The organism is Vreelandella sp. L-15 (assembly GCF_056857635.1).
Genome location: NZ_JBSXNN010000085.1, coordinates 1 through 12988 on the forward strand (window position 1 = coordinate 1; position 12988 = coordinate 12988).

At 54.7% G+C, this 12988-nt stretch carries 13 protein-coding genes and 2 rRNA genes; 9 read left to right on the forward strand and 6 right to left on the reverse strand.

Annotated elements, in window-relative coordinates:
• Both AC13CY_RS12625 and rrf read left to right on the forward strand, forming a co-directional pair.
• Positions 1 to 116, forward strand: a 23S ribosomal RNA gene (locus tag AC13CY_RS12625); the annotation flags it as partial.
• Between the two features lie 139 nt (positions 117 to 255).
• Positions 256 to 371: ribosomal RNA gene (gene rrf, locus AC13CY_RS12630) — 5S ribosomal RNA — on the forward strand.
• 165 nt (positions 372 to 536) lie between these two features.
• On the opposite strand, the gene rnk is transcribed toward rrf, so the two are convergent.
• The gene (gene rnk / locus AC13CY_RS12635) at positions 537 to 950 is read right to left on the reverse strand and encodes a nucleoside diphosphate kinase regulator (RefSeq protein ID WP_172514353.1); all 414 of its coding nucleotides are present in this window, start codon (positions 948 to 950) and stop codon (positions 537 to 539) included.
• A 251-nt stretch (positions 951 to 1201) separates the two neighbouring features.
• Here rnk and rlmM point away from each other — a divergent pair, with 251 nt between their 5' ends.
• A complete protein-coding gene (gene rlmM, locus AC13CY_RS12640; RefSeq protein WP_058577831.1) occupies positions 1202 to 2269 on the forward strand; it encodes a 23S rRNA (cytidine(2498)-2'-O)-methyltransferase RlmM in 1068 nt (355 codons plus the stop codon).
• A gap of 23 nt (positions 2270 to 2292) precedes the next feature.
• On the opposite strand, the gene AC13CY_RS12645 is transcribed toward rlmM, so the two are convergent.
• Entirely contained in the window at positions 2293 to 2580 is a 288-nt protein-coding gene (locus tag AC13CY_RS12645; protein ID WP_044629788.1) for an antibiotic biosynthesis monooxygenase family protein, read from the reverse strand.
• A 28-nt stretch (positions 2581 to 2608) separates the two neighbouring features.
• Here AC13CY_RS12645 and tusA point away from each other — a divergent pair, with 28 nt between their 5' ends.
• Complete coding sequence (gene tusA, locus AC13CY_RS12650; protein ID WP_044629787.1) at positions 2609 to 2860, forward strand: sulfurtransferase TusA; 252 nt, start codon at positions 2609 to 2611, stop codon at positions 2858 to 2860.
• A 60-nt stretch (positions 2861 to 2920) separates the two neighbouring features.
• Here the strand turns inward: tusA and AC13CY_RS12655 are convergent, their stop codons facing one another.
• The gene (locus tag AC13CY_RS12655) at positions 2921 to 3625 is read right to left on the reverse strand and encodes a hypothetical protein (RefSeq protein WP_044629786.1); all 705 of its coding nucleotides are present in this window, start codon (positions 3623 to 3625) and stop codon (positions 2921 to 2923) included.
• Positions 3626 to 4000: 375 nt separating this feature from the next.
• On the reverse strand, positions 4001 to 5446 hold the full coding sequence (locus AC13CY_RS12660; RefSeq protein ID WP_062362004.1) for an MATE family efflux transporter: 1446 nt from the start codon (positions 5444 to 5446) through the stop codon (positions 4001 to 4003).
• 136 nt (positions 5447 to 5582) lie between these two features.
• Here AC13CY_RS12660 and AC13CY_RS12665 point away from each other — a divergent pair, with 136 nt between their 5' ends.
• Positions 5583 to 6164 (forward strand): elongation factor P hydroxylase, encoded by a 582-nt coding sequence (locus tag AC13CY_RS12665; protein WP_058577833.1) that lies wholly within the window; start codon positions 5583 to 5585, stop codon positions 6162 to 6164.
• On the opposite strand, the gene AC13CY_RS12670 is transcribed toward AC13CY_RS12665, so the two are convergent.
• Together AC13CY_RS12670 and AC13CY_RS12675 are read right to left on the reverse strand one after the other, a co-directional pair.
• Complete coding sequence (locus tag AC13CY_RS12670; protein ID WP_044629783.1) at positions 6161 to 6640, reverse strand: hypothetical protein; 480 nt, start codon at positions 6638 to 6640, stop codon at positions 6161 to 6163. The two genes, AC13CY_RS12665 and AC13CY_RS12670, sit on opposite strands and share 4 nt — an antisense overlap.
• A 13-nt stretch (positions 6641 to 6653) precedes the next feature.
• On the reverse strand, positions 6654 to 7514 hold the full coding sequence (locus AC13CY_RS12675) for a TatD family hydrolase (RefSeq protein ID WP_427722637.1): 861 nt from the start codon (positions 7512 to 7514) through the stop codon (positions 6654 to 6656).
• A 254-nt stretch (positions 7515 to 7768) separates the two neighbouring features.
• Here AC13CY_RS12675 and AC13CY_RS12680 point away from each other — a divergent pair, with 254 nt between their 5' ends.
• The 4 genes from AC13CY_RS12680 to bktB are packed head-to-tail and all read left to right on the forward strand — an operon-like array spanning position 7769 to position 12956.
• Entirely contained in the window at positions 7769 to 8998 is a 1230-nt protein-coding gene (locus tag AC13CY_RS12680; RefSeq protein ID WP_483052622.1) for an ABC transporter substrate-binding protein, read from the forward strand.
• Positions 8999 to 9004: 6 nt separating this feature from the next.
• Positions 9005 to 10579, forward strand: coding sequence for a fatty acyl-CoA synthetase (locus tag AC13CY_RS12685; RefSeq protein ID WP_483052623.1), 1575 nt, complete (start codon positions 9005 to 9007; stop codon positions 10577 to 10579).
• Positions 10579 to 11721, forward strand: coding sequence for an acyl-CoA dehydrogenase family protein (locus tag AC13CY_RS12690; protein WP_483052637.1), 1143 nt, complete (start codon positions 10579 to 10581; stop codon positions 11719 to 11721). Before AC13CY_RS12685 ends, AC13CY_RS12690 begins: the two co-directional genes overlap by 1 nt.
• A 50-nt stretch (positions 11722 to 11771) precedes the next feature.
• Positions 11772 to 12956 carry a beta-ketothiolase BktB gene (gene bktB, locus AC13CY_RS12695; protein WP_044629778.1) on the forward strand — a complete coding sequence of 395 codons (1185 nt, stop codon included), beginning with the start codon at positions 11772 to 11774 and terminating at the stop codon, positions 12954 to 12956.
• Positions 12957 to 12988 lie beyond the last annotated feature (32 nt).

The following is a 12988-nucleotide window of genomic DNA, read 5'->3' on the forward strand; positions in this document are numbered from 1 at the left end:
CTGAGACCTCGAGTCTCCTAAAGGGCCCAGCGAGACCAGCTGGTTGATAGGCACGGTGTGGAAGCGCTGCAAGGCGTTGAGCTAACGTGTACTAATGGCCCGTGAGGCTTGACCCTATAACACCCAAGGGGTCTGGTCGCCGTGATAACGATGAGTGTGAAAACACTCGGATAACCGGATACGTGTACTGAGCCGATCAAACGGCTTGGTAAGAGACGCACACAAAACACAGCATGGTATGCATTTACAGTTACGCCTGACGACCATAGCGAGCGTGAACCACCTGATCCCATGCCGAACTCAGCAGTGAAACCGCTTAGCGCCGATGGTAGTGTGGGGTCTCCCCATGCGAGAGTAGGTCATCGTCAGGCACCTATACCGCAAAAAACCCAGCCAAACGGCTGGGTTTTTTGTTGCGCCGAAGAAAAGCCCCGAACACAGCATGTTCGGGGCTTTTTGCTGTGGGCATGCTCCGTCCGGGGGGATCGGCAATAAAAAGCCGCCCGTTAGGGGCGGCTAAATAGGTTACTAAACGATTAGCGGTGGTACTGTTTCTCGCGTTCAGGCTGCCATAGAATGGCGTCTACCCGTAAACGGGTTGCCTGTCGGTTAGGCAGTGGCCAATCGATAGTATCGCCTACCTTCACACCTAAAAGACTAGCACCGATGGGGGCCATAATGGAGATGGCATCTTCGGTGTTACCGAGAGAGTGCGGGTAAACCAGTGTACGTACCATCTGCTGATTACGGGTGAGATCGGTAAACTGAATTTGGCTATTCATGCTCACAACGTTATCAGGAATCTCTTCGGGATTGACTATTTCCCCGTGACTAAGCTCATCTTGTAACAGCTCGGCCACCATTTGATCCTTTTCAGTCGCTGCATCAATCAGGCGCTGCAAGCGGTCTGCATCAAGTCGATTGATTATAAGGGGAGGTCGCTGCCCCATGATGCTCTCCTTGGCAAACGCAGTAGCAAAAGGCTGGTTGCGTCGTTATACAAATGGTATTGAATGACATAAAAAAAGCCCTCTCCATAAAGAAAGGACTGTCGAGATATCAAGCTAGTAGTGTACGACACTTCGAACGAAAAGACGACGCGCTTAGAGTGAGGTGCGCATAAAGTGCTATGATGCAGGCCGCTACGCGAGCAAGCTGTTATATCGCGTTTATGGGTTGCAGATTATGTTAGAGGTGAAAGGTGAGTGACACGGTACCCACGTCATGGCTTGTTTACTGCCGGCCAGGTTTTGAACACGATGCGTTGGCAGAGATGCAGCACCATGCGAAGCAACAGGGGGTTCCCTGTGAGCCGATGCAAGGTGAAGGCTGGGTAAGTTTAACGCGCCATGATGGCGAGGCGATAAATGATTTACACCGTCAGGCAGCCTTTAAACGGCTCATATTTGCGAGGCAAAGTTTAGCAGCGCTGCCCGCGTTGACCCTGTCTCGGGATGATCGGCTTACGGCGATTTTAGATCAGGTCAAAGCAAGCCGCTGGAGCTTTGAAGAAATTTGGCACGAAACGCCGGATACTAATGATGGCAAAGCGCTAGCCGGATTAATTAAAGCGCTGACAAAACCTCTTCAGAGTATGTTGAAAAAGCGTGGTGCATTACGGGGTAAGGCGGGGGCTCGCCGCTTGCATATTTTTTGGACAGACGGTGATCGTGTGCAGCTAGGCATGAGCTTTCCCGATAACCGCAGTGAGTTAATTAACGGAATTCGTCGCCTGCGTTTTCCATCCAGAGCACCTAGCCGTTCAACGTTGAAGCTCGAAGAAGCCTGGCACGAGTTTATCCCCCGAGGAGAGTGGGACGAGCGCCTAGCTACGCATATGCAGGCGGCTGATTTAGGCGCAGCGCCAGGTGGCTGGACATGGCAGCTTGTGCAGCGTGGTATGTATGTCTATGCCATCGATAACGGCCCAATGGACAAACAGCTCATGGCCACCGGGCAGATCGATCACCTACGTGAAGATGGCTTTACCTGGGAGCCGCCCCAGCGTTTGGACTGGCTGGTGTGTGACATCGTCGACAAGCCAGTACGGGTCTTGGCCATGGTTGAGCGCTGGCTGACGCGCAAGTGGTGCCGGGAGGCCATTTTTAACCTCAAGCTGCCGATGAAAAAGCGCTGGGATGAAGTAACTCGCTGTTTGACAACGCTAGAAGAAGCGTTAGCGACAGCGGGCGTAGGGGCCACTATTCGTTGTCGCCACCTCTACCATGATCGGGAAGAGGTGACGGTATACGTTAGGCTGGCTCACTAACCTGGCAGGTATCCGCCGCTGGGCTAGTAGCCTGGCTCATAAATGCGGATGGTTTCGTCTTCGGTAAGTAGCGGTAAAATACGCTGCATTGCCATGGCGCGCTCTTCACTGGCGTGCCACTCTTTCCAAGCGCGCAAGTCGCGCCATTTGGTAATCATTAAACGGCGGTCTGTGTGGCCAAGCTCAACCAAGGTTTCACCACCAACGAAGCCTCTAACGCCCAGTGACACACGCATTGCTTCGCGCGCTGCTTGTTCATATTCGTCCTCTAAACCGGGCATAATGCGCCGTTCAATGATGATTTTTATCATAGTGTCTGTTTCCTAACCGAGAGAGTCGATGACTGATAATACCGATGACCACAACGCGTTTGACGCTGAACTAGATACCACCGGGCTGTATTGCCCTGAGCCTATTATGCTGATGCATAATAAAGTCCGTGATATGACAGCAGGCCAAGTATTGAAGGTCGTGGCAACCGACCCTGCGACTACGCGCGATGTGCCAAAATTTTGTCAATTTTTAGGGCACGAGCTGATAGATAAAAATATCGCAGACGATCAGTACGTCTACTTTATCCGCTTAGCGTGATCTTGTGGAGCCAAAGCAAGGCGCTCAACGACTAAGGGTGTAGCGCCTTGCCTATTATCGCTAAGCGTGATCACTACTCGGCACTACCATCATGGCGAGTGCCTCAAGCGTGGCTGGATCCTCTTCCAGAATGCGATTAGCAATATGGCGTTGGAAGAAATAGACGGTTTGATGCCGAGAATGCGCGTCGTACAAGCACTTGTCGCCCAGTAAAATGGGGGTCATGGTGGCTTTTTGCTCGTCTGCCACCATCGCTTCTATGCTGCCATCACTATACAGCCGCCATCCGTACACAGGCTTCATGTGCCATGGCGCATTAGGGTGGTTCATGCAGAGTGCATGTGTGCCCAAAGTATCAGGAAGCTGTTGAATCAGCGTAATTTCGCTAGAAGCCTCATACTCAAAATAGCTGGCAGCGGCGTTTAGCTCATCGTACTTATGGTCAGGGGGAAGCTCGAAAATTTCGTCGGTTTCAGGGTCTCGGTAGCCGACGAAGAAACCACTTTCATGGCTATCCAGCTCATGGCAGGCCGCCAGCGACTCCATCCAAGGAACAAGCCCCACAACGTTGCCATCTTCCCTAAGCCCCCAGGCAAGAATGGGCAGGCCGTAGTAGGTGTCGGGACTCGCAGCGAGCTGGTAGACCATCTCTAAGCCATCTAGCTCTGGTGCTAAACGAACTAAACACTTTCGCGCCTGCTGACGCTGACGCACGGTTTCCAGGTCGATGACCTGGGCAGAGCGAGTTGACAGGGGTGCGCCCATGGTGTCCCTCCTTGTACTGCGTGGTCACGACATTGGCAGACAGTGAACACCGCCTGCCGCTACCTTCACCAATAGCACAGCTTGAGCGCGAGGTTAAGCGTAAACATGATTTTTAATCGACATCACAGGCAGAAAATGCCGCTTTTAGTTGCTGGCGCTCCTCCAAAGCATTCTGAAATTGTAGCCAAGGTGCCTCAGGGTTACTCACTCATAGAGAACCACGAAGTTTGATAGGCCGTAATAGCCTCAGGGGAGGAAATAGGGTGAACGTCAATTAATTGATTGACGTGGGTCAGCCACTGTTCAGACTGCTGCGCCAGGCTTGGTCGGCGCTGTTGTCACCATATCCCACCAGAAATAGGCTCGCCGAAGCGGCTAGCCACTTGCCGTAACGTTGCTTGGGGACTCCTGTTGGCTGATCGTTTTTAATCGCCAAGCCAGCAATATAGCGGCTGTGCTGAGACCAGCAATCAGCCCAATCCAGTAACCGTGTACACCCATTGGTTCAGACACAACTCCCAAGCCATAGGCTCCTAACCAGTGGCCCCCTCCTAAGCCCACAATCCAATAAGAGAGCACGGTAATGACCATGACAATGCGCGTGTCTTTGTAGCCTCGTAAGGCCCCTGCTAAATTTACCTGCAGAGAATCCGACAGCTGAAAAATAACCGCTAGCGCGATAATAGTTAATGCTAATGCCTGGATCTCAGTATTGGATGTGTATAGCGAAATCACTGTTGGGGCCGTAAACCACAATAGCGTGCTATTGATCGCCGCAACGATGACGCTAATCGTAATGCCATTCCAGGCAACTTTACGTGCCATGGCTAAGCGTCGCTGGCCCAGCGTATTACCTACTCGAACGGTCAACGCCATGCTTAACGACATGGGCAGCATAAACAGAATGGTGGTGTAACTGAGGGCGATTTGGTGCGCACCTACAGTAACTTCTCCAAAGCTGGCTATAAAAAGCGCGATCAGAGTAAATAGAGTGACTTCAACAAAAATCGCGACGCCGATAGGCACACCCACCACCACAAGTTCACGAATGCCCGCCCATTGTGGCGGCGTAAGCTGCTCCCAAAGTGAAACGCTGCGGTAGGTGTTTCCGCGCCTTGTATAAAGCGCCATCGCGATGGCCATTGTCCACATCGAAATAGCGGTGGCAATACCGCAGCCAAAAGCCCCCAGCGCCGGTAGCTGTTGCAAGCTATTAGGGATGCCAGTACCCAATAGATTGACTAGGCCATCACCACCGTAAATGAGCAAATAGTTAAAGGGGATGTTAACGGCAAGGCCCACAAGGCTGATCCAGAGAGCAGGGCGAGTATGATTCATGCCATCTGAAAAGGCGCGTAACGCTTGAAAAAGCGCGATCCCAGGCATTCCAAAAGCAACGGCGCTTAGATAAGCCGCCGACTCCTGTGCAACACCAGGAGGAACGTTCATCAGTTCAAAAATAGGTGTAACGGCGACCCATAATAAACCAGCGGCAGTGATGCCTAATGCCAACGCCACCCAAAGGGCTTGATGTACGGCTGGGCGTATATCGTTATTGCGCTGGCCGCCTAATAAGTGCGCCACGATCGGCGTTAGCCCCATCAGCGTGCCGGTCATAAACAGCATCAGCGGCATCCATAAGCTTGAGCCCACTGATACGGCGGCTAAGTCCGTTGCGTTGTGTCTACCTGTCATCATGACATCGACAACGCTCATGCCCGCCTGGGCTAGCTGAGCGCCGCAAATAGGCAAGGCCAGCGCAACAAGTGTGCGAGTTTCTGGCCAATAGATGGATTTGATATCGCTAGTAAAGCCGCCCAAGGTATGGCTCCCCTTTAGCCAAGAGACCTAAGAAAGGCCGATAGAGTAGCAGGAGTCGCTGCGCTTTGCTGTCTCCTCTTTAGCTGGTTAAGCCACAGCGGGTATACTGCGCGAAATGCATGGGAAAAGTGGCAATATGGTGATTGAAGAGCAAGAGCGTTGGACCCTGGGCGATATTATGGCGCTGTTTGATGGCGTCTTTGCGGCGCATTACCAGACGCGTTTGATAAAAGGAGGCGATGAGCCGCTGTATCGACCAGCCACCGATCAAACGCCTTATCATCAGGTCATTTTTGCGCGTGGTTACTTTGCCAGTGCGCTACATGAAATCAGCCATTGGTGTATTGCGGGCAAAGAAAGGCGACTGTTAGAAGATTATGGCTATTGGTACTTGCCCGATGGCCGTAACGCCCAAGAGCAGCAAGCATTCGAAAATGCTGAAATTGCTCCTCAGGCGCTGGAACAGCTATTCACCCAGGCCTGCGGGCGTACCTTCCACGTGAGCGTGGATAACCTAGGGGGCGAAGTAGAGGTAGATCGAGATGCCTTTGCGCAGAGAGTCGCTGCCCGGGCGCAGCGCTATTTAGCAGAAGGGTTGCCGCAACGCGCCAATGCGTTTTACTTAGCCTTGGCGCGCTACTATCAGCAGGGCGATACGTTGGAACAGGCAATAGCCGCAGGCAGAGCGCTGCTAGCAGCCACTGAAGTTAGCGCTTAATCTTTTTCATTAAGCTGTTGGTGCAACGTGAGCATCACCTTAACTTCGTGCTCTGGACGCATTGGCTCTAAGCCCAAGTCGTTAAACATCTCGCTACGTAGGCGGTGCCATTCACTAGAGCTGATCTGATCGTAAAGTACCCCTGCGGGTGCCAGCTCTACAAAAGGGTCCAGGCCGTAGGTGTCAAACAAACGCGCCAGCGCGGCCTCATCTTCGCCGTTATCGCTGGTGTATAGCGTGGCAGAGAAGTGGTCGTTCTCTAATTCACGAATCACATCTAGAGGGCTGACGCCTAGGCTCTCTAACTCCTCAATGCTGTAAGCGCCCATCACATTGCTATCTTCGGTGATCCAGCTGTCGTCCGGCTGGATCAGCGTTTGTTTGATTCGTCCGTCGGGTAACGACCACGCAATAGAGAGCGGCAAGCCATTATCTTCGCCTATTTCAATGGCAATAAATCCAGGATAGTCAGCCACGCAGTTGCTCCTTTTAAGCGTCCGCTTCAATTCGGAAAAAACGCTGGGCGGTGCGAGTGGTCGCCACGCCAAGCTCGGTATCACTCACGTCATGCCAGCGGGCTATTTCTTTAACAATCCAGGGCAGTAGCGCTGGTTCGTGGCGGCGTCCCTTCAATTTAGCAGGCAAATTGCGGGGCAGTAGGTAAGGGCAGTCGGTTTCCACCATCAGGCGGTCTAGCGGTATATCGCGCACCATGTCGCGCAGGTGATGGCCTCTGCGCTCATCGCATATCCAGCCTGTCAAACCAATGTGCAGATCTAAATCAAGATAGCCATGCAGCGTCTCTTGGTCTGCCGTAAAGCAGTGTATAACCGCTTGGCTAATATCATTTCGCCAACTGCGCAGTATGTCTTGCATTCGCTTGCCAGCATCCCGCTCATGCAAAAACAGCGGCAGGCCGCTTTCTGCTGACAGAGCCAACTGCGCCTCGAACGCACGCTCCTGCTGCTCTGGGGTTGAAAAGTTGCGATTAAAATCTAACCCGCACTCGCCAACCGCCACAACCTCCGGCATACGGTAAAGCTGCCGCATTTCTTGGGCGACCGTGTCATTCCACCCACTGGCATCATGGGGATGAACGCCCGCCGTTGCGTAGACCCCCGCGTACTGCTGCGCCATTTGCAAGGCCTGCTTAGCGTGGGCGACATCGGTGCCGGTCACGATCATTGTGGTCACGTTGGCAGCTCGGGCCCTGGCAATCACGTCGCTCAAGTCGCGCTGAAAGCTCTCATGGGTCAGGTTGGCGCCAATATCGACCAGCGGTGTGCTGGGGCGAAACTGTAGCGCTTCAGGTAACGCGTTGTGTGCTTGCTGAGTCGCCAAGGTGGTCATCTCTCCTATGGGCCAGTGGCCCCATTGTAACGCTGGTGCCGCTTGGCTCGCCAACGCAAGCCGCCATGAACGTGGCAAGGATCACACTGCAAATGGCACGAATTGCAAAAAAACTGGCTCAATAGGTAAACAGTGCAGGCCTGTTTGCTCTTACCATGAAAATGAGTCACCGCCATGCTCGTGATTCAATGAGTGAAGGCGCAACACCAGCGTTGTGATTTTCACCTCAATAACAACAATAGCGAGGTACCCTCATGCCGTTATCACGTCGTTTCACCCTGTCTGCGTTAGCCTCTGCGGTGGTTGCTGCAGGCTTCGTTCCGTTTGTCGCCGCCCATGAAGGGATTTCTGATAACGAAATCCGCATTGGCTATCTGGCCGATATGTCAGGTGTGTACCGCGATCCTATCGGTCCTCTGGGGCTCGATGCCATTCAGATGGCGATTGAGGATGTTGGTGGCAGTGTCAACGGTGCGGATATCGTGGTGTTCAGTGCCGATGATCGTAACAGCCCTGACGTGGGCTCCAGCGTGGTGCGTGAATGGATCGATGAGCGCAACGTCGATATGGTCACGGGCCTGGTGGCATCATCGGTCACGTTGGCGGCCGTCAGTCTGCTGCAGGAGGCCGACAAGCTGGGGCTGGTGAATGGTGCCGTCTCCTCCGGCGTGACCAACGAACACTGCTCTACGCATCATATTCACTGGGTGTATGACACCTGGGCAATGTCGAACGGCACCGCTAAAGCCATTACCGAAGAAGGCTACAAAAACTGGTACTTGTTGAGTGCCGACTACTCTTTTGGTCATGCGTTGGAAGCAGACGTCGAGCGCGTGGTCACTGAAAACGGTGGCACCATCGTAGGGCGTGCGCGTCATCCATTCCCCAATAACGATTTCTCATCGTTCATGTTACAAGCGCAAGCCTCTGGCGAAGATGTCATTGCCTTAAACAATGCCGGTGGCGACACCATTAACGCGGTACAAACAGCGGGTGAGTTTGGTATTACCCAGGCCGGCCAGGTGCTGGCAGGTATGGTGCTGTTTAGTACCGATATCCGCAGTATTGGTCTTGAGAATGCGCAAGGGCTGCAGTTTACCAAGGCGTGGTATTACGACCTTAACGAAGAGACGCGGGCCTGGGCAGAACGTTTTCGTGAGCGCACAGGCAGCATGCCGACCATGGTTCACGCCGGGATTTATTCCAGCACGCGCCACTATCTAGAGGCCATTGCAGCGGTGGGTACCGACGATACACAGACGGTGCGCCAGCAGATGGCCGATACGCCGATTAACGATATTTTTGCCAAAAATGGCTATATCCGTGAAGACGGCCGTATGGTCCACGACATGTACCTCGTGGAAGTCAAAACCCCAGCAAAGTCAGTAGATGAAGACGACTTGTTCCGGGTGGTCCGCACCATTCCTGCCGAGGAAGCGTTCCGGCCACTGTCTGAAAGTGTCTGCCCACTCGTAAAGGGTTAAACAGCCATGACGTCTGTAGATAACATTCATCGCAATACGATTGGCGCTGCGCTTAACCGCAGCGCGCGCAAGCATGCCCAGAAGCGGGCCTTGACGTTCGGCGAGCGTACGTGGAGTTATCAAGCGCTCAATAACGCGGCCAACCAGGTGGCAAATGCGCTGCTGGAAGCAGGGCTGGCGCCGGGCGATCGCTTGGCGGTATACGGTAAAAACTCGGATGCCTATGTGATCGCGTGGCTGGCCTGTAGCAAGGCGGGCCTGATTCACGTCCCTGTCAATTTTGCGCTGAGCAGTGACGAGCTTCGCTACATTCTGGAGCAGTCGGGCGCAAAAGGGGTACTGAGTGACACGGTGCTAGGTGACAAGGTTCGCGCTGCCGTCGCGGGGCTGTCGCTGGTCGTCAACGGTACCCTGCAGGCGGAGGGGGCATCGCTTCAAGAAGACGCCTTCGACGTACTGGCGTGTACCCACGGGCTCCATGCTTCTCAGGCTCATGCTGCCCATGAGCCAGACGTTGCGCTGGAGGGGGCCAGCGTTGCCCAGTTGCTATATACCTCTGGTACCACGGCAGCGCCCAAGGCTGCCATCATGAGCCATCAAGCGCTCATGGCCGAATACATGGCGTGCATGGTGGAGTTGGATATCCAGGCAGATGACGTCGTGCTGGCAGCGCTGCCCTTGTACCACTCGGCGCAAATGCACGTGTTTCTGATGCCTGCGCTACTGCTGGGAGCGCCCGTCATTCTGCTGGAAGCCCCCCTGCCGGAAAGCTGCCTGGCTGCCATTTCACAGCACCAGATCAGCTCTTTTTTTGCTCCTCCTACCGTGTGGATCAGTCTGTTACGGCACCCTCACTTTGATCAGTATGATCTCTCGAGCCTCAGAAAAGCCTATTACGGGGCCTCCATCATGCCGGTGCCGGTACTCGAAGAGATGCAGCAGCGCTTTGATGGTGTCGGCCTGTACAACTGCTACGGACAGAGCGAAATAGCGCCCCTGGCGACTGTTTTGCGACCAGAAGAGCATGCCGAACGGCCGGCCTCTGCTGGACGACCGATTCTCACGGTCGAAACGCGCATCGTCGATCTGGAGGGCAACGATGTTCCGCCTGGAGAGCATGGGGAAATTGTCCATCGTTCTCCGCAGCTCATGCTGGGCTACTGGGACAAACCTGAGATGACCGCGGAGGCATTTCAGGGAGGCTGGTTCCACTCTGGAGACGTGGGGTATGTCGATGAAGCGGGCTATTTGTACATCGTCGACCGTATCAAGGACGTGATCAATACCGGCGGTGTGCTGGTCGCCAGTCGAGAAGTGGAAGAGGTGCTGTTCAAGCACATGGCGGTTTCAGAGGTGGCGGTCGTGGGGCTACCCGATGACAAATGGATCGAGGCGATTACCGCGGTGGTGGTGCTCAAGGAGGGGCAAAGCGCCAGTGAAGCGGAGCTGATTCGACACGCCAAGGACCTGATCGCCCCTTACAAGGTACCCAAGCGGGTGATGTTTACCGACGCACTGCCCAAGAGTACGGCAGGTAAAATTCTCAAGCGCCATCTGCGCCAGGCGCTGGGAGAGTCATGATGGACGACCAGGAGCTGGGGCTCTTTCAGCCCATGATTACCCGCTGTTTAGCACAGGAAGTAGCGCCTTTTTACCAGCAGTGGGAGGAGGCGGGGGAAATACCACGCTCCCTGTGGCTGGCGCTGGGGGCGGCAGGGCTGTTGGGTATTGACCTGGCAGAAGCGTACGGTGGCTCAGAGGCCGATATCGCCATCACGCAAAGGGTGCTCGAAGAGATGTCTCGTCAGGGCTTTGGTGGCCTCGCCAGTGCTTACAACATCCACGCCAATATTGTCATGCCGTATGTCCAGAAGCTGGGGACACCTGAGCAGAAGGAAAAGTGGCTGCCGCGCATGGCCTTGGGGGAGAGCCTGGGGGCCATTGCCATGAGCGAACCCCACGCCGGGAGTGATTTGGCTGCGATGAAAACCCGCGCCACGCGGGTAGAGGATGGCTGGTTGCTCAACGGTGGCAAGCTGTTCATCACCAATGGTCAGGTGGCCGATCTGGTGATCGTGTGCGCGAAAACCGATCCCTGTGCCGGCGCCAAAGGGGTCTCGCTATTTTTAGTGGAAACGTCGCTGCCCGGCTTTTCCCGAGGTAAACCGATCAAGAAAATTGGCCAGCATGCCAGCGACACTGCGGAGCTGGCCTTTGATCAGTTGAAGTTGCCCGCAGACGCGCTATTGGGCAACGAGGGCGAAGGGTTTCGCTACCTCATGCAAGAGCTGCCCCGGGAGCGTTTAGGCGTGGGTGCCCAAGCTTTGGGGGCGATAGAAGGTGCGCTAGCGCTAACGCTTGAGTACGTCAGCCAGCGGGAAGCCTTTGGCCAGCGAATCGCCGACTTTCAAAATACCCGCTTTACGCTGGCGCAGATTAAAGCCCAGCTGGAGATGGCAAGAGCCTATTTCGATCAGTGCGTCGAACGGTATCGTCAAGGCACCATGAGTAGCACCGATGCGGCTATTCTCAAGTTACAGCTGAGCGAACTGCAGTGCCACGCGATTGATCGCTGCTTGCAGCTGTTTGGTGGCTACGGCTACACCCAGGAGTACCCCATTTCACGCTTTTATCTGGATGCACGGGTACAAACGATTTACGCCGGCAGCTCCGAGATCATGAAAGAGGTGATCGCGCGTTCGCTGCTGGGCAAGGCCCCGTGATGCAAGGACCTGTGATGTTAGGACCTGAGTATTGTTAACAAGGAGCATGTATGCAGCTGGATAGCGTAGTCATTGTGGGCGGTGCACGCACGGCCATCGGTGGGTTTGGTGGGGCGCTGTCATCCTTTGCCCCGCATGAGCTAGGTACCCTTACGGCCATAGAAGCGCTGCGCCGAGCAGGGGTGGAAGGCAATGACATTGACCACTCTGTGTACGGTCATATTATCACCACCGGCCCTGAAGATGCCTATTTGGCCCGCCATATTGCGCTCAATGCAGGCGTCCCAAAAGAAGCCGGTGCCTTTAATGTCAATCGGCTGTGCGGCTCCGGTGTGCAAGCGGTGGTGTCGGCTGCGCAGCAAATTGCCTTAGGCGACAGCCGACTTGCCTTAGCAGGCGGTGCCGAAACCATGTCCCGTGGTGCCTATGTGTTAGCCCCCCAGGCGCGTAACGGTATTCGTATGGGGGATTGCTCCATTCAAGATTTAACCCTTGGGGTGCTTAGCGACCCGTTCGGCAGTGGCCATATGGGGATCACCGCTGAAAATATTGCTCAGCAGTACGGGCTGAGTCGTGAGCAGTTGGATCAGTTCGCCCTTGATAGCCATCAAAAAGCAGCGCGGGCTATATCAGAAGGGCGTTTTGATACTCAAATCGTTCCAGTTGAGGTGACGAAAGGGAAGCAAACGCTGACCTTTGCCCGTGATGAGCATGTCCGTGAGGGCGTTGAACTCGGTGATTTAGCGCGTCTAAAACCTGCTTTCAAACGCGACGGCGTGGTCACGGCTGGCAACGCCTCGGGTATTAATGATGGCGCGGCAACGCTGGTTTTGGCTCATGCCGAAGAGGCACAGGCGCGTGGGCTGACGGTACGTGCTCGGCTGCGGGTGGCCACCACGGCGGGGGTCGAACCATCGCTAATGGGTTTGGGGCCTATTCCAGCAGTCAAGCGCTGTCTTCAGCAGGCAGGGCTTACGATCAACGATATCGATGTGATTGAATCCAATGAAGCGTTTGCGGCCCAAGCGATGGCGGTGGCATCGACGCTTGGTTTTCCATTGGAAAAGTTAAATCCCAATGGCGGGGCGGTTGCCCTTGGCCATCCCGTGGGGGCGACAGGCGCTATCTTAATCTTGAAAGCGCTGCATGAGCTGGAACGCATTCAGGGGCGATATGGGCTCATTACGCTCTGCATTGGCGGTGGGCAAGGTATCGCGCTATTGATCGAGCGCTAAGCCGCACCGGGTATCTAACAACAATCAAAGGT